The organism is Erythrobacter sp. JK5, from assembly GCF_018205975.1.
Lineage (GTDB): Bacteria > Pseudomonadota > Alphaproteobacteria > Sphingomonadales > Sphingomonadaceae > Erythrobacter.
In genome coordinates this window covers 2,399,595-2,421,685 of record NZ_CP073577.1, presented here as the reverse complement: position 1 = coordinate 2,421,685, position 22,091 = coordinate 2,399,595, and the positions used below count along the sequence as shown (strand labels likewise).

Annotated in this window: 19 protein-coding genes and 1 pseudogene; 12 read left to right on the top strand and 8 right to left on the bottom strand. The window is 64.5% G+C overall.

Annotated elements, in window-relative coordinates:
• Nucleotides 1-8: 8 nt before the first annotated feature.
• The 3 genes and pseudogenes from KDC96_RS11765 to KDC96_RS11755 form a co-directional block, all read right to left on the bottom strand.
• A pseudogene (locus KDC96_RS11765) lies at nt 9-1,546 on the bottom strand (ABC transporter permease/substrate-binding protein).
• Nucleotides 1,546-2,331, bottom strand: coding sequence for an ATP-binding cassette domain-containing protein (locus KDC96_RS11760; protein ID WP_212448614.1), 786 nt, complete (start codon nt 2,329-2,331; stop codon nt 1,546-1,548). The pseudogene KDC96_RS11765 and the gene KDC96_RS11760 overlap by 1 nt, the downstream one beginning before the upstream one ends.
• A 37-nt stretch (nt 2,332-2,368) precedes the next feature.
• Nucleotides 2,369-3,880: a sensor histidine kinase gene (locus tag KDC96_RS11755; RefSeq protein WP_305819759.1), complete on the bottom strand. Its 1,512-nt coding sequence runs from the start codon at nt 3,878-3,880 to the stop codon at nt 2,369-2,371.
• A gap of 148 nt (nt 3,881-4,028) precedes the next feature.
• Between KDC96_RS11755 and KDC96_RS11750 the strand changes: the two genes are divergently transcribed.
• From KDC96_RS11750 to KDC96_RS16460, 9 genes are all read left to right on the top strand, one after another.
• Nucleotides 4,029-5,198, top strand: a complete 1,170-nt coding sequence (locus KDC96_RS11750; RefSeq protein WP_212448612.1) for an acyl-CoA dehydrogenase family protein — start codon at nt 4,029-4,031, stop codon at nt 5,196-5,198.
• 6 nt (nt 5,199-5,204) lie between these two features.
• Nucleotides 5,205-5,999 carry a hypothetical protein gene (locus tag KDC96_RS11745; protein ID WP_212448611.1) on the top strand — a complete coding sequence of 265 codons (795 nt, stop codon included), beginning with the start codon at nt 5,205-5,207 and terminating at the stop codon, nt 5,997-5,999.
• Between the two features lie 216 nt (nt 6,000-6,215).
• Complete coding sequence (locus tag KDC96_RS11740) at nt 6,216-6,779, top strand: hypothetical protein (protein WP_212448610.1); 564 nt, start codon at nt 6,216-6,218, stop codon at nt 6,777-6,779.
• The gene (locus KDC96_RS11735) at nt 6,776-8,383 is read left to right on the top strand and encodes a carboxyl transferase domain-containing protein (protein ID WP_212448609.1); all 1,608 of its coding nucleotides are present in this window, start codon (nt 6,776-6,778) and stop codon (nt 8,381-8,383) included. The genes KDC96_RS11740 and KDC96_RS11735 overlap by 4 nt, the downstream gene beginning before the upstream one ends.
• A 65-nt stretch (nt 8,384-8,448) precedes the next feature.
• Nucleotides 8,449-9,303 carry a LytTR family DNA-binding domain-containing protein gene (locus KDC96_RS11730; protein ID WP_212448608.1) on the top strand — a complete coding sequence of 285 codons (855 nt, stop codon included), beginning with the start codon at nt 8,449-8,451 and terminating at the stop codon, nt 9,301-9,303.
• Between the two features lie 79 nt (nt 9,304-9,382).
• Complete coding sequence (locus KDC96_RS11725) at nt 9,383-10,648, top strand: amidohydrolase family protein (protein ID WP_212448607.1); 1,266 nt, start codon at nt 9,383-9,385, stop codon at nt 10,646-10,648.
• Between the two features lie 131 nt (nt 10,649-10,779).
• A complete protein-coding gene (locus KDC96_RS11720) occupies nt 10,780-11,409 on the top strand; it encodes a lysophospholipid acyltransferase family protein (RefSeq protein ID WP_249171779.1) in 630 nt (209 codons plus the stop codon).
• A gap of 116 nt (nt 11,410-11,525) precedes the next feature.
• Complete coding sequence (locus KDC96_RS16465) at nt 11,526-11,810, top strand: hypothetical protein (protein WP_249171778.1); 285 nt, start codon at nt 11,526-11,528, stop codon at nt 11,808-11,810.
• A complete protein-coding gene (locus KDC96_RS16460; protein WP_249171777.1) occupies nt 11,780-12,163 on the top strand; it encodes a hypothetical protein in 384 nt (127 codons plus the stop codon). The genes KDC96_RS16465 and KDC96_RS16460 overlap by 31 nt, the downstream gene beginning before the upstream one ends.
• Nucleotides 12,164-12,175: 12 nt before the next feature.
• On the opposite strand, the gene KDC96_RS11710 is transcribed toward KDC96_RS16460, so the two are convergent.
• The 4 genes from KDC96_RS11710 to KDC96_RS11695 all read right to left on the bottom strand — a co-directional run bounded on the left by KDC96_RS11710 (nt 12,176) and on the right by KDC96_RS11695 (nt 17,627).
• The gene (locus KDC96_RS11710) at nt 12,176-12,958 is read right to left on the bottom strand and encodes a M50 family metallopeptidase (protein WP_212448605.1); all 783 of its coding nucleotides are present in this window, start codon (nt 12,956-12,958) and stop codon (nt 12,176-12,178) included.
• Nucleotides 12,959-12,961: 3 nt separating this feature from the next.
• Entirely contained in the window at nt 12,962-14,137 is a 1,176-nt protein-coding gene (locus KDC96_RS11705; protein ID WP_212448604.1) for an AI-2E family transporter, read from the bottom strand.
• A gap of 43 nt (nt 14,138-14,180) precedes the next feature.
• Nucleotides 14,181-16,736, bottom strand: coding sequence for a DNA topoisomerase (ATP-hydrolyzing) subunit B (gyrB, locus tag KDC96_RS11700; protein ID WP_212448603.1), 2,556 nt, complete (start codon nt 16,734-16,736; stop codon nt 14,181-14,183).
• A 105-nt stretch (nt 16,737-16,841) separates the two neighbouring features.
• Nucleotides 16,842-17,627: a PIG-L family deacetylase gene (locus KDC96_RS11695; RefSeq protein WP_212448602.1), complete on the bottom strand. Its 786-nt coding sequence runs from the start codon at nt 17,625-17,627 to the stop codon at nt 16,842-16,844.
• Nucleotides 17,628-17,692: 65 nt separating this feature from the next.
• On the opposite strand from KDC96_RS11695, the gene KDC96_RS11690 reads away from it, so the two are divergent.
• Nucleotides 17,693-19,246: a class I adenylate-forming enzyme family protein gene (locus KDC96_RS11690; protein ID WP_212448601.1), complete on the top strand. Its 1,554-nt coding sequence runs from the start codon at nt 17,693-17,695 to the stop codon at nt 19,244-19,246.
• Between the two features lie 713 nt (nt 19,247-19,959).
• Here KDC96_RS11690 and KDC96_RS11685 read toward each other — a convergent pair.
• The gene (locus tag KDC96_RS11685; RefSeq protein WP_212448600.1) at nt 19,960-20,286 is read right to left on the bottom strand and encodes a UrcA family protein; all 327 of its coding nucleotides are present in this window, start codon (nt 20,284-20,286) and stop codon (nt 19,960-19,962) included.
• On the opposite strand from KDC96_RS11685, the gene KDC96_RS11680 reads away from it, so the two are divergent.
• Nucleotides 20,285-20,503 (top strand): hypothetical protein, encoded by a 219-nt coding sequence (locus tag KDC96_RS11680; protein WP_212448599.1) that lies wholly within the window; start codon nt 20,285-20,287, stop codon nt 20,501-20,503. The two genes, KDC96_RS11685 and KDC96_RS11680, sit on opposite strands and share 2 nt — an antisense overlap.
• A 9-nt stretch (nt 20,504-20,512) precedes the next feature.
• Complete coding sequence (gene guaA, locus KDC96_RS11675) at nt 20,513-22,087, top strand: glutamine-hydrolyzing GMP synthase (RefSeq protein ID WP_212448598.1); 1,575 nt, start codon at nt 20,513-20,515, stop codon at nt 22,085-22,087.
• Nucleotides 22,088-22,091 lie beyond the last annotated feature (4 nt).

Genomic DNA, 22,091 nt, shown 5'->3' with positions numbered 1-22,091 from the left:
GCTACGACCTACAACCCGATCCTGTCCGCCAGCGCTTTCGCCGCATCCTTCGGCGAGAGCTTGCCTTCGCCCTCGCGGTCGACCGCGAAATTCGCCTCGCGCATCGCTGCGACGTCGATCGCGCCGATCAGCGGCTTCAGCACCGCGGCAATATCCTCGTCGTCGGCGATCCGCGGGGAAAGCATGATCATCGCATCGTAGCTCGGCAGCGCTCCGCGCGGGTCCGCGAGCACCACCAGCCGGTCCGCCGCGATCCGCCCGTCCGACGTGTAGGCGCTGATTACGTCGGCCTCTCCCGAACGCAGCGCGTTGTACATGAAGGTCGGCGCAAAATTGCGCGTCTCACCGAACCGCATGCCGTAGGCGTCGCGCACCGCGATCCATTCGGGGCGTTCGAAGAATTCGGGATCGCCGCCGACCGTCAATTGCGGAGCGACGGCCACCAGGTCCTCGAGCGAGGATACGCCGAGCCGTGCCGCGCGATCGGCGCGCATGGCAAAGGCATAGGCATTTTCGAACCCGAGCCGCCCGAGCACGCGCACGCCATTGGTTTCGCGTTCCCACTCGACGATGGTGTCGTACATCGCCTCGCGCCCGGGATTGTCGGTGCGCTTGAGATTGTTGGTCCAGATCGTGCCGGTGTAATCGACCGAGATGTCGATGCTCGAATTGGCGACGGCATTGTGCACCACCGCCGAACCGAGCCCGTCGCGATATTCGACTGCGTAACCTGCCGCTTCGAGCCGTGCGCCGATCAGCTGGGCGAGGATGTACTGTTCGGAAAATTGCTTGGAAGCGATAACGATCGTGTCCTCGTCGTCGCCGCCGCCCTGATAGATGAGCGCCGCCGCGATACCGAGCGCAACCGCCGCCATCGCCCCGCCGCACAGCCATCTCTTGCGTTCGATCAGGCCGCGCTCGATCCACCACAGCAGCCAGTCCGCCGCCAGCGCCAGCCCGCACTGGCGAAACATCCGGCCAGCACCAGCGCCCAGTTCTGGGTCTGCAATCCCGCGAAGATCGGATCGCCGAGGCTCGGCTGCCCGATCGTCGTCGCCAGGGTCGCCGCGCCGATCGTCCATACGCTCGCGGTGCGAATGCCGGCCATGATGTAGGGCGCCGACAGCGGCCCTTCGACCAGGTACAGCTTTTGCCAGCGCGTCATCCCCACGCCATCGGCGGCTTCGAGCGCACCCGGATCGAGATTGGCCTGCGCGGTGACGGCGTTGCGCAGGATCGGCAGCAGCGCATAGAGCGCCAGCGCCAGCAACGCCGGCAGGAAACCGAGCGTCGGCAGGTCCTCGCCGAACACCGCGCGCAGGGACAGCAGGATTGGGAAGAACAGCGCGAGCAGCGCCAGCGCCGGGATGGTCTGGACGAGGCTCGCGAAACCCAGCGCGACCCGCGAGACCGCGGGAGACCGACCCGCCCACACCGCCAGCGGCAGCGCGACCAGGATCCCGAGCCCGATCGCACTGGCGGCGAGCACGACATGCGCGGCGAGCTTGTCGCCGAGACCGAGCAGGATTTCGCCGAACCCGTCCATCAAGCGAGCCGCCCTTCCATCGCGGCGAGTCTTTCCGCCTGCTGGCGCGGCACCGCAACCAGCCCTTGCGCGATCTCCCCTCCGGCACCGGTGAGCAATTGCTGCGGCGTGCAATCGGCGACCAGCTCGCCCGCATCCAGCACCAGCACCCGGTCGGCGAGCAGCAAGGCTTCGGCCATGTCGTGGGTGACCATCACGGTCGTCAGGCCGAGCCGCTCGTGCAGCTCGCGGACCTTCTCGCCCAGCGCGTTGCGGGTGATCGGATCGAGCGCGCCGAACGGTTCGTCCATCAGCAGCAGTTCGGGTTCGCCCGCGAGCGCGCGCGCCACCCCGACCCGCTGGCGCTGACCGCCCGAAAGCTCATCGGGCATCCGGCTCGCCATCTCGGGATCGAGCTCGACCAGATCGAGCAGCTCGGCGATGCGGTGCTGCGGCAGTTTTTCGCCGTGGAGCCGCGGGCCGATCGCAATATTCTCCCCCACCGCAAAATGCGGAAACAGGCCGATTCCCTGAAACACGTATCCGACCCGCCGCCGCAGCCGCGACGGATTGAGATCGGCGACATCCTCGCCCGCAAACAGCACGCGCCCCTCGCTCGGGTAGATCAAGGTGTTGACCATCTTGAGCAGGGTCGACTTGCCCGAACCCGATGCGCCGACCAGCGCCACGAAGCTGCCCGCTGCGATGGTGCAGTCTACGCCGTTCAGCGCCACCACGTCGCCGAACCGGCGGGTGACCTGCTCGAACCGCAGAAGCGTGCCGGAATCGTCGGGCGGAGTGGTCATCGGCACTGCGAACCGCGGTCACATGGCCACGGAACAGTCACTGGGCCAGCCGCTCCAGCGACAGGGTGATTTCGGCGTGAAGCCCCTCTGCGTGCCAGTTCTGCACCATGTTCCCGCCCAGCTGGTTGCCGATCGCGAGCGTGACCAGGCGCGATCCGAAGCCGGTCTGTTCGGGCGCGACCGCGGGCGGGCCGCCACTTTCGCGCCAGTCGATCCTGACGTCTTCCTCGCCGCGCGAGATGGCGATGTCGACCGTTCCTTCGGGGGTGCTGAGTGCGCCGTATTTGGCGGAATTGGTGGCCAGCTCGTGAAACACCAGAGCCAGCGGGGTGGCCGAGCGCGAACCGAATGTCACCGCGTCCCCGTCGATCCGCACCGAATCGGTGACGGCGGAGCCATAGGGAGCCGTGAGGATCGCGAGCAATTCGCGCAGGTTGCCGCCCGAATTCGATCCGGTCTTGAGCGCGGCCTCCTGCGCCTGCGACAGGGCGCGGACGGTATCCGTCAGCTTGCCGGCATAGGTCTGGAGGCTCGCGTCGCCCCTTGCCGTCATCGATATCAGGCCGCTGATGACGGCGAAGATATTCTTGATCCGGTGCGCCAGCTCCCCCGCCAGCAATTCGCGCTCCTGCGAGATGCGGTAGCGGTCGTCGATATCGGTCAGCGTGCCGAACCATCGCGCCGTCGCGGGATCGTTGCTGGAGGGAACGGCACGGGAAATGATCCAGCGATAGCTGCCGTCGGCCTGTTTCAGCCGCCATTCGTCCTCGAACGGGGAGGCAGTTTCGAGCGCGTGCGAGAACTTGACCAGCGAAGCCTCGAAATCTTCCGGGTGGATGACTTCGCGCCAGTCGTCGATTCCGTGCAGCGCCGATTTTCCCGTCACTTCGCCGAAACGGGCGTTGAAATAATCCCATGTCGGGCCGGGAGCCGCCGACCAGGCGATATCGGGCACGCTGTCGAGCATGAATTGCAGCCGTTCGGCGCTGGCCTGTATTTCTTCCGACGCGCGGTTGGCATAGCGATGGGTCTCGATCCGTCGCCTGACGGCCTCGGCGAGGGTGATCAGCCCTTCGATCTGCACCTCGGACAGGCCAGTGCTGCGCGGCTCGGTGTCGAGCACGCACAGCGCTCCCAGCGGCGCGCCCTCGGACGAGATCAGCGGGACGCCCGCGTAATAGCGCAGGTGCGCTTCGCCGGTGACCATCGCAAAGCCCGAAAACCGATCGTCGTCGGTCGCATCGAGCACTTCGAGGATCTCCGACCCGAGCATCGTGTGCGCGCAGAAACTGGTCGAACGCGGGGTTTCCGTCAGTTCGATCCGCTCGCGCGCGAGGAACACCTGGCGTTCGGATTCGACCAGGCTCACCGCGGCCGATTCCGCATTGCAGAGCCGCGCCGCGAAGCGCGTTATCCGATCGAGCTCGGGATCGCTGCCGAGCGAGGCGAACCCGAAGCTCGACAGAACGCGAAGTCGTTGTTCCTCATCGCAATATTCCTGAGCCGGGGGCGCTTCTACAGGCCATGGCTTTTGCTCGAACAACGTCACTTTCAGGCTCCCCTCGCCATTGCCAATACAGGAAACAGGGCAGGTGACAAATGCATCGACCGGCCTCTGCCGCCCTGACGTGGCCGGTTTGCGTAAAGGCCCTTCGCTGATATGGGCGCGACAGAGAACAGAAAGGCACACAAGCACCATGCGCGCCACCCCCGATTTCGATTTCCAGCTGGGCGAAAGCGCCGAGATGATCCGCGACAGCATCGGCCGCTTCGCCGACGAACAGATCGCGCCGATGGCCGAGAAGATCGACCGCGAAGACTATTTTCCGCAAGCCGAATTGTGGGCGCAGATGGGTGAGCTGGGCCTGCACGGGATTACTGTGGACGAGGCGGATGGCGGGCTGGGGCTCGGCTATCTCGAACACGTGATCGCGGTCGAGGAAGTCAGCCGCGCGAGCGCTTCGCTCGGCCTGTCCTACGGCGCGCATTCGAACCTGTGCATCAACCAGATTCGCCGCTGGGGGAACGAGGAGCAGAAGGCGAAATACCTGCCGGGCCTGATCTCGGGCGAGCATGTCGGCTCGCTGGCGATGTCCGAGGCCTCCGCCGGTTCCGACGTCGTATCGATGAAACTCAAGGCCGAGGCCGTGCAAGGCGGATACGTGCTCAACGGCACCAAGTTCTGGATCACCAACGCCACCTATGCCGATACGCTGGTGGTCTATGCCAAGACCGATGGCAGCGCGGGTTCGCGCGGGATCACCGCCTTCCTGATCGAGAAAGGCGACGAAGGTTTCTCGATCGGCCAGAAGATCGAGAAGGTCGGCATGCGCGGCTCGCCCACGGCGGAGCTGGTGTTCGACGATTGCCACATTCCCGAGGACCGCATCATGGGCCCGGTCAATGGCGGCGTCGGTGTGTTGATGAGCGGGCTCGATTACGAGCGCGTGGTGCTCGCCGGATTGCAGCTCGGCATCATGCAGGCATGCCTCGACACGGTCATCCCTTACCTGCGCGAGCGCAAGCAGTTCGGCAAACCGATCGGCAGCTTCCAGCTGATGCAGGCCAAGGTCGCCGACATGTATGTCGCGCTGCAATCGGCGCGCGCCTACACCTATGCGGTGGCGAAGGCCTGCGATGCCGGACAGACGACGCGCTTCGATGCGGCGGGCTGCATCCTGCTGGCGAGCGAGAACGCGTTCCGGGTGGCTGCCGAAAGCGTGCAGGCGCTGGGCGGCGCAGGCTACACGCTCGATTGGCCGGTCGAACGCTACATGCGCGACGCCAAGCTGCTCGATATCGGCGCGGGGACGAACGAGATCCGCCGTATGCTGATCGGCCGCGAATTGATCGGGGCGGCGGGCTAGGCCGCGATGCCGGATCAGCCAGGTCTTGCCGAGGAGATGGGGCTAGACCTGTTCGACATCGGCCCCTTGCGCGAACTCTATCGCCCGATGCGCAACGCAGGATGGGAATTGCGGATCATCGAATCCGCGCCGTGCCGCGGCTACTGGAGCGGGGTACTTCTGGCGCAGGATATCGTGATCCTCACGCGCGGCGAAGATACCTGGATGTCGTTGACGCCGGTCGAATTCGAGAGCCAGATTCTCGGGGTCGAAGCCGCGCGCGGGCACGTGGCGGTGATGGGGCTCGGCATGGGCTGGGTGGCGGCGGAGACGGCATTGCGCGACGAAGTGGACCGCGTGACCATCGTCGAGCGCGATCCGGACATCATCGCCATGCACGCCGAACTCGATCTGTTTGCGCGGCTGCCCGGCGGTGTCGGCAGCAAGGTCGAGATCGTCGAGAGCGATGCTTTCGACTGGGTGCCCGATGCGCCGGTCGACCTGCTGATGCCGGATATCTGGCTGCCCTTGGTGGGCGAGGATCGCCTTCCCGATGTGCACCGGATGCAGGACAAGGTCGGGGCCTCGGCGATCTATTTCTGGGGTCAGGAACTCGAGATAGCGCGCCACGCCGCGGCGAGCGGGTGCAGGTTCGACTGGGCGGGCGTGCTGGAGACAGTGCGCGGGTTCGATCTGCCTGTGCTGATCCCGGACACCGAAGACTATCCGGGCAAGATTCGCACCGCCGCCTCGCAGTGGATGCGCGAGCGATGGTTCGCGCCCGGGCATATTGCGATTCTCGAAGGCGCACCGGTGTTTTGAAACGCGCGTGACTGTGCGATCTTGGCCTTGCGTGGCAACGCGGTTAGGGCAGCGTCAAGGAGAGACCATGTCCGCACCGGTTCTGCCATCGAAACCCGACCGCGAAGCGCCAGACACCAGGGCCCGGTTTGCGCATAACAGGCCGCTGGGCGAAGAGTTGCGCGCGACCGTCGCAGAAGCTGCCCGTGGCGGTTCCGAGCTGATCGGGGCGTCGGGATGAGGCTGGCTATCTCGGCACTGCTGGGCTTCTCGCTGGCCTCAGGCACGCCATACCCAGACTCCGGGGCTGTTATCGAACCGCCAGGCGGCACGCTCGATCTCTGCGCTGGACGCATCTGCGGGGAATTTCCCCCATTGCCCGCCTCGGTCCGCGATCTGGTGCCGGGTGCCGAAGATCTCTCCGCCAGCCCGCGCGCCTATGATCTGACCAGCCTTGGTGAAGAGACCATGATATCCGGGGTCTATGTCATCGGCTCTGTCGATTTGCTGTTCGAGGAAGTCGCAATAGACGAATGCGAGAGCAACGAAGACGATCAAACGCCCTACGTTTCCCAACGATTCGTCATTGTGGATCAGCACGCTGCCGAAGGCTCGCTGTCTCAAGTATGTGCGAAACTGACTCTGCGTTACTCCAGCGGACTGCGTGGAGGATTGGACGTGCTGAAGGCGCTGGATACAAGGTTCTACATCCAGACGAAACCGAGCCTTGATCGCGGAGAAACATATGAACGTGATCCGGGAGAGACGGTCTTGAACTTTGATCGCGAGTACTTCGAATGACCGCACCCACCCTCACCTCCTCGCTCGACCGCGAAGCGCCAGACGCCAAGGCGCGGTTTGCGCATAACAAGGCGCTGGCCGATGATCTGCGTGCGACCGTCGCCGAGGCGGCCTTGGGCGGTCCCGAGCGATCGCGCGAGCGGCACACCTCGCGCGGCAAGCTGCTGCCCCGCGAGCGGGTCGAACGGCTGCTCGATCCGGGCTCGCCCTTCCTCGAAATCGGTCAGCTGGCCGCAAACGGCATGTACGAAGGCGATATCAACGGTGCTTCGCTGATCTGCGGCATCGGGCGCGTGTCGGGCCGACAGGTGATGATCGTGTGCAACGATGCCACCGTGAAGGGCGGCACCTATTACCCGATGACGGTCAAGAAGCACCTGCGCGCACAGGAAATCGCGCAGGAGAACCGGCTGCCGTGCATCTATCTGGTCGACAGCGGCGGGGCGAACCTGCCGCATCAGGCCGAGGTCTTTCCCGACCGCGACCACTTCGGGCGCATCTTCTTCAATCAGGCCAACATGTCCGCGCTCGGTATCCCGCAAATCGCCTGCGTGATGGGCAGCTGCACCGCGGGCGGGGCCTACGTGCCCGCCATGTCCGACGAGACCGTGATCGTGCGCAACCAGGGCACGATCTTCCTCGCCGGACCGCCGCTGGTGAAGGCCGCGACGGGCGAGGAGATCAGCGCCGAGGATCTGGGCGGCGGCGACCTCCATGCGAAGAAGTCGGGCGTGGTCGATCACCTCGCCGAGAATGACGAACACGCGCTCACCATCGTGCGCGACATTGTCAGCCAGCTGGGTGCGAACACCGGCGCGGCCAAGGACATCGCGCTGAAGGACCCGCGCCCGCCCAAATTCGATGCCGAGGACCTTTACGCCATCGTCCCCGAGGATGTCCGCGCGCCCTATGACGTGAAGGAGATCATCGCGCGTCTGGTCGACGGCAGCGAGTTCCACGAGTTCAAGCACCATTACGGCTCGACCCTCATCTGCGGCTTCGCGCACATCTGGGGGATGCCGGTCGCGATCCTCGCCAATAACGGCGTGCTGTTTTCCGAAAGCGCGCGCAAGGGCGCGCACTTCATTGAGCTTGCGTGCCAGCGGCGCATCCCGCTGCTGTTCCTCCAGAATATCTCCGGCTTCATGGTCGGCGGGAAATACGAGGCCGAGGGCATCGCCAAGCATGGCGCAAAGCTCGTTACCGCCGTCGCCACCGCGACTGTGCCCAAAATCACCGTGGTGATCGGCGGCAGCTTCGGCGCGGGCAATTACGGCATGGCGGGCCGCGCCTATTCCCCGCGCTTCCTGTTCACCTGGCCCAATGCGCGCATCAGCGTGATGGGCGGCGAACAGGCGGCATCGGTGCTCGCAACCGTCCACCGCGATGCCGACAGCTGGACCGAGGAAGAGGTCGAGGCGTTCAAGGCCCCGATCCGCCAGAAATACGAAGACGAGGGCAACCCCTACTACGCCACCGCGCGGCTGTGGGATGACGGCGTGATCGACCCGGTGCAGACGAGGGATGTGCTGGGGTTGGCGTTCGCGGCAACGCTCGAAGCGCCGATTGCCGAGCGGCCCGCGTTCGGTGTGTTCAGGATGTGATGGCTGAAACCCCCTCGCATGGTCTTGCGTAGCTGGTAGGCAGCGTGCTTGCAGGAGGTCTCACCATGGCGACCCGCGCCGGGAAAACCGAAGCCCAGACTGACGGATTGACGCTCGCCGCGCTCGAAGCGTGGCTGGTCCGCCATGCCTTCTGGGCGGCGTGGACCGCAGGGCACATCATCATCGCGCTTGGCTATTTCTGGCTGTTCATGGCGCGACGCGCGTCGAGCGTCGACGATGCGCTTGCGAGCGCGCTGATCAATACCGGATCGAGCTGGCTGACCGGATTGCTGTTCGCCATCATGCTGACGCGGTTCGTCCTGACGCAGCGTGTGATCGTGCAGGCGGGCGCGCATGTTGCATTGGCGCCGGTATTTTCCTTCGGATGGTACATTATCGACATCTCGCTGCTCGGCTGGCGCGACGGATCGCTGCTGACCGGCGCGCTGATCGAGCCGTTTCAGGGGCCGGCGTTCCTGTGGCAGTATTTTCAGGGCTTTGCAGTCTATGGGGCGCTCGCAGCGTTGGTCTATGCGACGCGGCGGCGTCCATCGACCGCCAATTCCGAGCCACGGCGTGAAGCCGCTCCGGTCGTCCGCGCATCCAGCCTGCTGGTGCGCGATGGCGAGGAACTCGTTTCCCTCTCGATCGAAGACATCCTGCTGGTCACCTCCGCCGACGATTACGTCGAGATCGACATCGGCACACGCGTGCTGACCGTACGCAAGACGATGCGGCAATTGGAGGATGAGTTGCCCGAACGTTTCGTGCGCGTGCATCGCGGGGCAATCGTCAATCTCGACCGGGTCGTCCGCGCAGAGCCGGGCGGCGGCGGGCGGATGGTGCTGCATCTGGAAGAAGGGCGGAGCGTCACCGCGAGCAAGTCCGGGGCCAGGGCGCTGCGCGAACGCAGCCTTTGACGCAGCGTCCATTCGCCGCGCGATTGGGCCATTCGCCTCAAATCGGTGGGGGCTGTGCGGACTGGGTTACACAGGTTGCATGATCAAGCACCCACTCTCGTTCGCCCTTGTCGCTGCTACTGCTGCGCTCGCCGGTTGCCCCGCCGCTCAGGCGCAGGAGGCGGCGACATGCCGGTTCACGCTCGAAGGCGCGAACGTCTTTACCGGCGCAGGGTTCGAACAGCGCGACGTCTCGGTAAATGGCGCAATGTTCGTCGCCGATCATCCCGAAGGCGCGCCGAGGATCCCGGCGAGCTGGATGTACGTCATGCCGCCGATCGTCGATGTGCACACACACACGCTCGATCAGGTGTCCAAGCCGGGCAATTCGGCGCATCGCGATTTCCTCGATCGCGGGATCTATTTCGCACTCAATCCCAACAGCATCCTGCTCGAAGACGGGGCGCTGCCGCTGGCACCCGATCAGGTCGAGGTCGCCTTTACCGGCGGCGGCATCACCGGGCCGGGCGGACACCCGCGCCCGCTTTACGAAGGGTTGGTGCGCGCCGGGATCTATCGCGACATCGCGATCGAGGAGCTTCCAGGGCGCGCCTACCACGAGGCGGCCACGCCCGAAGAAGCGCGCGAGGCGGTCCGCCAGGTGGCGGCGACTGGCGTGAAAGCCGTCAAGATGATGCTTTACGATCACACGTCGCCCGGCACCGACTCGCTCGACGAGGCGCGCTTTCGCGCGGCCGTGGACGAGGCCAAGACGCTGGGCCTGCGGCCGATGATCCATGTCGAATATGCGCACGATGCGCGGCTTGCCTTCGAACTGGGCGTTGCCGCGATCGTCCACATGCCGGGCCATTCCGGGCCGCGACGCGGGAAAGAGGAACTGTACCGCCTCACGCCGCAGGACGCCGCTCTGGCAGCGAAGAACAACGTAGCCGTCGTGCCGACCCTGGCGATCGCCTTCAACAGTGCATCGGGCGATGCGTTGCTCCAAGCGCAGGAATTGCAGGCCTACAACCTCAAGCTCCTGCGCGAGGCTGGCGTGACCATCGGCGCGGGTTCCGACCGTTACAGCGCCGATGCGCTCGACGAGCTTGACCTGATGCGCGTCTCCGGAATCTTCGATGGACCGGAATTGCTGCGGATCGCGACCGAAAACGGCTTCCGCATCGCGTTCGGCGAAGATCGCAAGGGCGGCAAGATTGCGCCCGGGTACGAGGCTTCGTTTATCGCGCTGTATTCCGATCCGGGGCGCGACTGGTATTCGTTGCGCAATCCGATCGCCGGAATTCGGGGCGGAGTGCCGATCGAAACGGGCCGAGTGCTGATCGAGGCATGCGCCGCCGACTGATCCCTGACCCGGCGAGGGTAGGGATCGGCGAGCCGACACTCCAGTGCTCGCTTGCGGTGCAACCCTCGTCCTTTCCCTTGCGTAACTCCCCCAAATATGGGCACAGAACGCCTTCGGGGAGAGCAACGCACTTGAAGCATAACGAAACGCGCAACGTCACGCTGCTTTCGCGCATCGTGAACCGGATCATCCTGTTCCTGTACAAATGGAAGGGCTGGACGATCGAAGGGCACCTGCCCGGGAACCTGAAGAAATACGTGATCGCCGGCGCGCCGCACACCTCGAACTGGGATTTCGTGTTCTTCGCCGGCGCAACCCATGCCGAGCAGGTGCAGCCCAATTTCATGGGCAAGCACACGCTGTTCCAGGGGATCATGCGGAACTTCATGCTCGACATGGGCGGCATCCCGGTCGATCGCAACGCCCCGGGCGGGATCGTGGAGCAGATGAAGGCCGAGTTCGATCGCCGCAAGGAACTTGCATTGGTGATCGCGGCAGAGGGCACCCGCAATACCGACGGCAAGTGGAAGTCGGGCTTTTACCGCATCGCGGAGGCGGCAGGCGTGCCGATCGTCCCGGCCTTTGCCGATAACGACAGGATGGTGATCGGCTTCGGCCCGCCGATGATCCCGTCCGGGAATTACGGCGAGGACCTGCTCAAGCTCGCCGAATGGTTCCGCTCCAAGATTCCCGACTACGAACGTTACAAGGTATTCGAACAGCAGGCGCGCGACATCGTTGCGGGCAAGAACGACGTCTGAGCGTCGGGCTCCGGCAATCGTTCTCCCGCGCCGCACAATTTTTTGAAGATGTATCTTTAAGCCGCTGGCCACCGGCCCTATCTTGTCGCCATCGACGAGGGAGGCTCGCGCGAGGCATGGTACTGAACGAACAGACCCGGGAAGACGAGCGCGACCGGATCGCGCAGCTGGTGCTGGATCTGGTCAAGCAGCGCGGCGCGGAGATTCCCTATTCGCTGGCGCTCGCCGAAAGTGGCCTCTCGCGCAGCCGTTTCGAACAGGTGTTCGACGATTACGACGACCTGTTCGATGCGGTCGCCAAGATCTGGCTGCAACCGCACATGGCGGCGATGGAGGAAGTGCTCTCCACCAAGCTTCCCCCACTCGCAAGATGTACGAATTCTTTCGCCGCCGGTTCGTGATATCGCGCGACCGCTTTCGCGATGATCCCGAATATTTCACGATCATCTGCGAAATGGGTGCGGCCAATTTCGAACGGGTGCGCTCTTACGTCGATCTTGCCGACCATTATCAGTGCGAGCTCATCGCCGAGGCGCAGGCGGAAGGGTTCTTCGCGGGGCTGGAGATCGACGAGACGCTGTCGCTGATCAACCAGATGGTATCGAACTACACGCTGCCGGACGCGATGATATATCTCGGCGACAAGCTGACCGAGGAAAAGCTCGCGCGGATCGTCGACACGATCTTCATCGGCCTGTCGCGCGAAGCGGGCGACGGGGCCAGCGGCGTCAACACGTTGCGCGTGGCCGGCTGACCCGACCCGGCGCTATCGCCCGGGTCGCCGGAACTGGAGGACATTGGCCGGCGGCTTGCGCTTCGGCCCGCCCGGGCGAATGTCGCGCAGGGCGTATTTCAGGCTCAGCCCGATCATCAGCGCCGAAGCCGCGATGATGGCGCCTGCCCAGAACCAGTGCGGCAGGAACAGCGAAGCCTCGATCTGCCCGGTATCCGACAGGATGCGCCGCCCGTTGATCACCGCCTGTTCGGTGAACAGGTAGTTGAAATCGCGCAGCATGCTCATTGCCGCGAGCACGCCGAGAAACTGCAGGCTGAAACGCGCGAATCCGTCCGGCGCTTTCCAGGCGATCAGCACCAGCAGCGCGCCCACCAGCGGCAGCACCGCGATTCCCACCTCGCTGCGGACATAGACGATGACCGAGGCGAAGATCACGCCCGCCAGCGCTACCAGCGTACCCCGCCACAGCTTGCGATGCGCGCTGGCCAGGATCAACCCCGCGCCGGCGATGCACGGCGCGAGCGGGCCACCCGCCGCGATCGCCGCCTGGGTCAGCCGCGATGCATCGGTGTCGACGAGGCTTTCTGCGACGCCCGAGCCGTTGGCGTAGATCAGCAGTCGCTGGAAATCCTGCCCGACAAGCAGCGCGCTGATGCCGTGTCCCATCTCGTGGAACCATGTGGTCAGGATCACGAACGGATAGATCAGGTAGGTCCCGAACGGCAGGGCCGGCAGCGCCAGCACCACCACCACCGCGATCAGCAACCGGCCGACCTGTTCGGCCTGGCTTCCCGGCTCGACCACGGCCCGCATGGCTCAGGCGTTCTCGTGGCGGGGAACCGGTTCGTGGTCTTCCGCAGGGTCTTCGAGCGGCCGGGCCTTGCCATCGACGCCCACCCGTGTGCGATAGCGCTCTGCCGCTTCCTCGTCTTCGGCGCGTTGTTCCTGCAGGATCGACCAGGTGGCGAGGAACAGGCCGGCCACCAGCGGTCCCAGCACTATGCCCGAAAACCCGGCGATCGACAGTCCACCCAGCGTGGTCACGAGAATGATCCAGTCGGGGATGCCGGTGTCGCGACCGACCAGGATCGGGCGCAGCACGTTGTCGGCCGAACTGATGATGATGAAGCCCGATCCGAGCACGAAAACGCCCTGCCACACCGCGCCCGTGGCCAGCAGCCAGATTCCGACCGGCACCCAGACCAGCGCCGTGCCGACCGCCGGGATCAGGGCGAGGATCGCCATCAGCACGCCCAGCAGCAGCGCCGAGGGTACCCCGGCGATCGCCATGGTGATGCCGCCCAGCGTCCCCTGGACGAGGCCGACCACGCCTGATCCCTTGATGACAGCGCGGACGATCCCGATGAAGCGCTGGCCGAGCCGGTCGGCAATCTCGCGTTCGACCGGGGCCGAATGCAGGATCGTCTCGGCGATCCGCGATCCGTCGCGCAGCAGGAAATAGGTTACGTAGAGCCCAAGCGCGAAACTCAGGATGAAACCCAGCGCGCCGCTGCCGATCGACACCGCCTGGCTGGCAAGCATCCCCGAACTTTCGCCGAGCAGGTCCTGCAGGCGGTTTTGCGCTTCGGACATATCGGTCCATCCGCTTTCGTCGATCATGTTCTGCAATCGGGCTGGCAGCATATCGTAGATCTGGGTCGCCCAGGCGGCGAGATCGATCGGATCGTCCTGCAACGCCCCGATCAGCTCCAGAGCTTCCTGCACCACCAATGTCCCGATCCACAGCGCCGGGAGGATTACCGCCAGGAGTATGATCGTGAGCGTCAGGACGGCCGCCGGATTGCGCTTGCCGCGGCATTTGATCAACGACCACTTGTAAAGCGGCTGAAACATGATCGCCGCAAGCGCCGACCACAGCAGCGATGTGGCAAAAGGCCACGCAATCCATACCAGCATGATCGTCACCGCCGCGAGGATCAGCAGGAAGCTGATCTGCTGCAGTTCGATGGTGTGATGCGACTGGTTGGGCATGCGCCGGGATGTTGCCGTTTACCGCTCAAACATCAAGGGGAACCTACACATCGAGGTTGGCGACATTCAGCGCATTGTCCTGAATGAATTCGCGGCGCGGTTCGACCACGTCGCCCATCAGCCGGGTGAAGATTTCGTCGGTAACGTCGGCATCCTCGACTTTGACCTGCAGCAGCACGCGCGCTTCGGGATCGAGCGTGGTCTCCCACAATTGCTCGGCGTTCATTTCGCCCAGCCCCTTGTAGCGCGCGATCGACAGACCCTTGCGTCCCGCAGCCAGCACGTTGTCGAGCAGCTGGGTCGGGCGGAAGATCGCATCGTCCGTGCTGGCATCGATCACTTCCTCTTCGGCTTCGTCGGCGTCGTCGGGGACCTCCGGTTCATCCGCTTCGGCGACGTCGCCTGCCTTCACCAGCCTTGCCGGACGGGCGTAGACTTCCGCCTGCTGTCCGGCGAGCGAATGGAGCTTGCGCGCTTCGGCGCTGCCCATGAACTTGGCCTCGATCTCGTGCACGTCGGTCACCCCGCGCCACACCCGGTCGAACCGCACCGAACCGTCCTCGCGCAGCTGCGCGGACCAGCGCGCGTCGTCGTCTGCGGTGGCGAGGCGCCGGGCTGCGAGGTCGAGCGCCTGCGCGCGCACGTCGCGCGCAAGGTCGGGATCGAGTGCGCCCGAGAGCGCCATCTGCTCGATGACCGACGGATCGTATTTGCGCGGTACGAACGCCATCAGGTTGCGGACCCGCAGAGCGTGTCCGACCAGCCCGTGCAAATCTTCGCCCGAACGCGCGCCGCCCGCGGTTTCGAGCACCCGGCCCTGCAACCCGGCATCGACCAGATAGCGATCGAGCGCGGCCTGATCCTTGAGATAGACCTCGCTGCGGCCCTTGGAGACCTTGAACAGCGGCGGCTGCGCGATGAACAGGTGCCCGGCCTTGACGATTTCGGGCATCTGCCGATGGAAAAAGGTGAGCAGCAGCGTGCGGATATGTGCACCGTCGACATCGGCGTCGGTCATGATCACGATCTTGTGATAGCGCAGCTTTTCAAGGTTGAATTCGTCGCGGATGCCGGTGCCCATCGCCTGGATCAGCGTGCCGACTTCCTTCGACGAAATGATCCGGTCGAACCGCGCGCGCTCGACATTGAGGATCTTGCCCTTGAGCGGCAGGATCGCCTGGATCTTGCGATCGCGCCCCTGCTTGGCCGAACCGCCGGCGGAATCCCCCTCGACCAGGAACAGCTCGGCCTTGGTCGCATCGCGCTCCTGACAGTCGGCCAGCTTGCCCGGCAGCGAGGCCACGCTCATCGCGCCCTTGCGGCTCATTTCGCGGGCGCGCTTGGCGGCTTCGCGCGCGGCGGCGGCGTCGATGATCTTCTGGATGATCGCCTTGGCATCGGCCGGGTTCTCTTCGAGCCACTCGGTCATCTTCTCGCCCATCAGGCTTTCCAGCGGCGAGCGCACTTCGGACGACACCAGCTTGTCCTTGGTCTGCGAGGAGAATTTGGGATCGGGCAGCTTGACGCTGACGATCGCCGACAGCCCTTCGCGCATGTCCTCACCCGTCAGGCTGACCTTTTCCTTTTTCAGCAGGCCTTCGCGGTCGGCATAGCCGTTGAGCGTGCGCGTCAGCGCGGCGCGGAACGCGGCGAGGTGCGTGCCCCCGTCGCGCTGCGGAATGTTGTTGGTGAAGCACAGGACGTTCTCGTAATAGCTGTCGTTCCACTGCAGCGACACGTCGATCCCGATACCGTCCTTGTCGGCGGACACCGCGATCGGTTCGGCCACCAGCGGCTGCTTGTTGCGATCGAGATATTTCACGAACGCTGCGATCCCGCCCTCATAGAACAGGTCGTGTTCGAGCACATCCTCGTGCCGCTTGTCGCGCAGCAGGATCCGCACGCCGGAGTTGAGGAACGCGAGCTCGCGATAGCGGTGCTCGAGCTTGTCGAAGTCGAATTCGGTGACGTTCTTGAAGGTGTCGGTCGACGCCTTGAAGGTCACCCGCGTGCCCTTCTTGAAGCCGTTGTCGTCGGGGTTCCGATCGACCTTGGGCGCATCGCCCCTGATTTCGAGCGGGGCGACCGCATCGCCATGCTCGAAGCGCATCCAGTGCTCCTTGCCGTCGCGCCAGATGGTCAGTTCGAGCCATTCGGACAGCGCATTCACCACCGACACGCCGACGCCGTGCAGGCCGCCCGAGACCTTGTAGGCGTTGTCGTCGGAGGTGTTTTCGAACTTCCCGCCCGCATGCAGCTGGGTCATGATGACTTCGGCGGCGGAGACGCCTTCGCCCTTGTGCATGCCGACCGGAATGCCGCGACCGTTGTCCTCGACAGAGACGCTGCCGTCGGGGTTCAGCTCGATCAGCACGAGGTCGCAATGACCCGCCAGCGCCTCGTCGATGGCGTTGTCCGACACTTCGAACACCATGTGATGCAGGCCCGATCCGTCATCGGTGTCGCCGATATACATGCCGGGGCGCTTGCGAACCGCGTCCAGGCCCTTGAGAACCTTGATGGAATCCGCCCCGTATTCGCCCATCTGGCGGGCTTTTTCAGGGGTGTTTTCGGTGTTTTCGGGAGTGTTCTCGTCCATGCCGATTATATAGGCGCTGCGCGGGCGAATCCCAAACTTTCGCGTGGTTTCCAAAGCGCTTTTCCACGGTCCGAACGACGCAATCGTGCCGCGTTCGGTGGACGGCTACAATCCGCTGCGAAACTTCACCGTGCCGCGCCAGATCGACTGGTCGAAGACCGTGGCGAGCGCAGCGCGCACTTCGGCGGAAAACTGGCTCTCGTAGCAGCCTGTCGCAGCCTGTGCGGCCGCCAGATCCAGCGGTTCGTACAGCACCGTATGGCTGATCAGGTCAGGGGCGGTGGTGGCCCAGCGTTGCAGCTCGGGGATGGGTGGCAGCGTGCCCTCCGCGATTGCCGCATAAAGCAGTTCCGGGCGCGCCTCGCCCATGCCCTGAACCGCCTGCGACACCAGCGCACTCACCATCCGGTGATCCGAATGGCCATATCCGCCATCGGGGCCGAAGGTCATGACCTGGCCCGGGCCGTGCTGGGCGATCGCCCGACGGATCAGATCGAGCGCCTGATTGGCCGGGCTGTCCTCGCTACGCGCCAGGATGCTGAGTTTGCCATCGCCAAGGTCCCAGAATACCGGTTCGGCAATGCCCAGCGCCCGCGCCGAACAGCGCGCTTCCTCCTCGCGCAATCTCGCCAATGCGGTTCCGGGTTCAAGGCCGCTTTCGCCGGGACCGGCGTCGCCGCTGGTGGCAAAGGCGATCCGCACTTCGCGTCCGGTGCGCGCGATCCGGGCGAGCGCCGGGGCGATGATCACTTCGTCGTCCGGGTGCGCGAGGATCACCAGCAGCGGTGGCAGCGGCCCGTCGTGGCTGTCGCTCTCCTGTGTCAACGCGGCTCCCGGCGTCATCACGGCGACCAGCATCGCCGCGGCAAACGCGAGGACCGATCGATGCATTTTCAATCTCCCTTCGGCGTGAGCGACTGTTGCGGTGCGCGCGCCGCAAGCTAAACCTGTGTGCCATGAACAACCAGACCGCCCAAGCGCTTATGCCGGCACGCCTCGCCGAGCCGTTCGGCTCCTTCATCGGCATCCTCACCGAGTGGTCGCGATGTCAGCCCGATGCGCTGGCGCTCGTCGACGAAGGGCGTGAAGTCTACTGGGCCGAACTGATCGGCGAAGTCGAGCGGCTCGCGGCACGACTGGTCGAAACGGGGCTAAATCCCGGTCAGTCCGTCGCGATCCTCGGCTACTCCTCGGTTGAGTATGCCCTCGTTTTCCTCGCCGCGGTGCGCGCAGGAGGTGTCGCGGCGCCGCTCACCGCCAGCGCCACGCGCGAGCAGCTCGAAGGCATGGCGACAGATTCGGGCGCGATCCACCTGTTCATCGATGCGGGAAAGGCGGCGGAACTGGGCTCCGATTTCATGGCCGACCTGATCCGCGTCCCGCTCGAGGATATCGGACAGTGGATGGCGCCGCCGGGCAGCCGCGCGCCCGATTTCGAGCCACAACCCGGCGATCCGTTCAACATCATCTATTCGAGCGGGACCACCGGCATTCCCAAGGGGATCGTGCATTCGCACCAGATGCGCTGGCGGCAATTCGGCGCGACCGCGCTGTCCTATCTCGAAGCGGGCCTGCCAGTGCGCTCGCTCGCTTCCACTCCGCTCTATTCGAACACCACCATGGTCGCTTTCCTCGCTCCGCTGCTCGCCGGAGGCAGCGTGCGGGTGATGGGCAAGTTCGATTGCGCCCGCTGGCTGGAGCACGCGCAAACCGACCGAACGACAGTGACCATGCTCGTTCCGGTGCAATACCAGCGGCTGATGGATTTCGAGCGGTTCGACGAATTCGACCTCTCCAGCCTGGTCATGAAATACTGCACTTCCGCGCCGTTCTCGGCGGAGCTGAAGCGCGAAGTGCTGGACCGGATGCCGGGCGGGCTGGTCGAAATCTATTCGATGACCGAGGGCGGGGTCGTGTGCCTGCTGCAGGCCGACCAGTTCCCCGACAAGCTCCACACCGTCGGCAGGCCCGCGCCCGGAAGCGAGCTCAAGGTGCTCGACGACGAAGATCAGGAAGTGCCGCCCGGCACGCCCGGCAACCTGATCGGTCGCTCGCTGACGATGATGTCGGGCTACAAGAACCAGCCGGGCAAGACCGCCGAGGCGCAATGGACCGATCCCGAAACCGGCGAAGTGTGGATGCGGATGGGCGATATCGGGCGGGTCGACGCAGACGGTTTCGTGGAACTGGTCGGGCGCGCCAAGGACATGATAATCTCGGGCGGCTTCAACATCTATCCGAGCGATCTCGAAGCGGAGCTGGAGAAAGAGCCGGACGTAGTCGAGGCGGCGGTCGTGGGCGTGCCGTCGAAGCAATGGGGCGAAACCCCGGTCGGCTTTGCGGTGTTTTCGGCGGATGCACGCGACGCGGAGACGATCATGGGCTCGGTGAATGCCCGGCTTGGGAAGACCCAGCGGCTGTCGGCGTTGCACCCGATCGACGAAATGCCGCGCAGTCACATCGGGAAGCTGCTCAAGACCGAGCTGCGCGACCGGGCCGACCAGGCATAGCACGGACCGGAAGCGCCCGTGCGCTGGCGCTTCCGGTCCGGTATGTTTCGATTAGACGATCAGCGTGTTGAACGAGATCGTGCTGATGCCGAGGGCGAGGATCAATGCGATCGCTTTTTCGGTAACAATGCTCATGGTTCGTACTCCTGGGTGTGCGTCCGACACCTAGCCGGGCTTGCAGTAACAGATACGAACAGAAGCGTAAGATTGTTGCTTCGTTGAGAAACGTAATTACCGATCAGCGTAATCGCATTTGGCGATAGGCAAATCAGGAGACGTCGCTCGCGAGGGGATGATGGAGACGCGGCCGCCTGTTGGGGGGGAGGACTGCGGCAGCCGCGTCTCGATCGCTGCCCTCCCCGACTTTCTGGGTCGATGCAGATGCGCCCATCCGGGCGCATTGCTATCGACCACCGCGGTCGCGGGCGCGAGGGGGGTGCGCCACATTATTCGACCGCTTGCCGAGGCAGGCAGACCGGCAGTGTTCGAGCATTCTTGAGGCTCGATGCTCCCGGATAAGCGGTTCCGGATGGAGAGAGAGGGCCGGTCCCGCCTTGCCCTTTCAGATGATGTTCGATTGCATCGAACGCAAATGCGAAAATCCGCAATGTAGTTGCAAATTGCGCAACCTTACCCCGTGCGCCAGCGCTGATAAAAAGAAGCCCGCCGGATCGCTCCAGCGGGCCTCCTGCAGTATCGCAATGGTTTGCGGCTCAGTTGGCGGCGACTTCGCGCCCGGCGCGCGTTTCGGCAGCGGCAATCCGCTCGACTTCGGCAAGCGCCAGCACGCGGGCGTCGGCGAAGCATTTTTCGTCAAGGATCGCACGGCCATAGGTAAAGCGGGACTTGCTTTCGATCGTACAGGCCTTCCGCACCGACGTTTCGACGCGCTGTTCGAGAGTGGCGCGACCTTCCGGGGTCGAAAGGTCGATATCGACATAGGAGATGCGAACGTCGACAATTGCCACGTCGGTCTGCGGTGCGGCGGCAAGTGGCGCGGCAAGAGCGGCGAGCGCGATGATCGGGAGAGTGAAACGCATGAAAAATTCCTTCGGCAGAGAGGTGGGCGATGCCGTGTTTCCGACATTCAGTTTTTGTTTGAAACTCTGGTGCAGTGCACAAGGTAATTGTGCAAATGCGAATAGCGCGATGTTGGTTCCAAACTTTGCACCGATTTCCGCGATTTTATCGGGAACCTTTCGCGGCGCGGTGCAAGAGTGTGTCCGGATGCTGGACAGCGCGGAGGACGCTCCCTAGTCGGCGGACATGGACGCAGAGCATCTTCCAGATTCGATCCTGATCGTCGATTTCGGCAGCCAGGTAACCCAGCTGATTGCGCGCCGGGTGCGCGAGGCGGGGGTCTATTCCGAGATCGCCCCGTTCAGCATGGCCGAGGAAGCGTTCAAGCGGCTCAAGCCCAAGGGCATCATCCTGTCCGGCTCGCCCGCGAGCGTTCCCGACGAAGGCAGCCCGCGCGCACCGCAAGCCTTTTTCGAAGCGGGCGTGCCGATCCTCGGCATCTGTTATGGGCAGCAGGTGATGAGCCAGCAGCTGGGCGGCGAAGTCCGGCCCGGTCACGAGACCGGAGAAGGCGGCGAGTTCGGCCGCGCCTATCTCACCGTAACCAGGGATTGCGCGCTGTTCGACGGTCTCTGGAAAGAGGGCGAGCGGCACCAGGTCTGGATGAGCCACGGCGACAAGGTCACGCAGTTCGCGCCCGGATTCGAGATCGTCGCCACTTCGGACGGCGCGCCATTCGCGGTGATCGCCGACGAAGAGCGCAAATTCTACGGCACCCAGTTCCACCCCGAAGTGGTCCATACGCCCGATGGCGGCAGGCTGCTCGCCAATTTCGTGCGCCATGTCTGCGGGCTCACCGGCGACTGGACCATGGCCGAGTTCCGCAAGACCAAGATCGAGGAAATCCGCGCTCAAGTTGGCTCAGGCCGCGTAATCTGTGGGCTGTCGGGCGGGGTCGACTCTGCAGTCGCCGCGGTGCTGATCCACGAAGCGATCGGCGACCAGCTGACGTGCGTGTTCGTCGATCACGGTCTGATGCGCATGAACGAGGCAGAGCAGGTCGTCGCGCTGTTCCGCGACAGCTACAACATCCCGCTCGTCCATGTGAACGCGGAGGAAGAATTCCTCGGCGGGCTCGCGGGCGTCACCGATCCGGAGAAGAAGCGCAAGTTCATCGGCGGGGCGTTCATCGATCTGTTCGAAAAGGAAGCGAAAGCCGTTGGCGGAGCGGATTTCCTCGCGCAGGGCACGCTTTATCCGGACGTCATCGAATCGGTTTCCTTTACCGGCGGGCCAAGCGTCACGATCAAGAGCCACCACAATGTCGGAGGCCTGCCCGAGCGGATGAACATGCAGCTGGTCGAGCCGCTGCGCGAGCTGTTCAAGGACGAGGTGCGCGCGCTGGGCCGCGAGCTGGGGCTGCCCGAAGCTTTCGTCGCGCGGCACCCGTTCCCCGGCCCTGGCCTCGCCATCCGCATACCTGGCGAAGTGACCAAGGAACGCTGCGACATCCTGCGCAAGGCCGACGCGATCTATCTCGAGGAAATCCGCAACGCCGGATTGTACGACGCGATCTGGCAGGCGTTCGCGGTGCTGCTGCCGGTCAAGACCGTCGGCGTGATGGGCGACGGGCGCACCTATGACAGCGTGTGCGGGTTGCGCGCGGTGACCAGCACCGACGGGATGACGGCCGATGTCTATCCGTTCGACGCCGCTTTCCTGACGCAGGTCGCGACCCGGATCGTCAACGAGGTGCAGGGCATCAACCGGGTGGTGTACGACTACACGTCGAAACCGCCAGGCACGATCGAATGGGAGTAGGCCG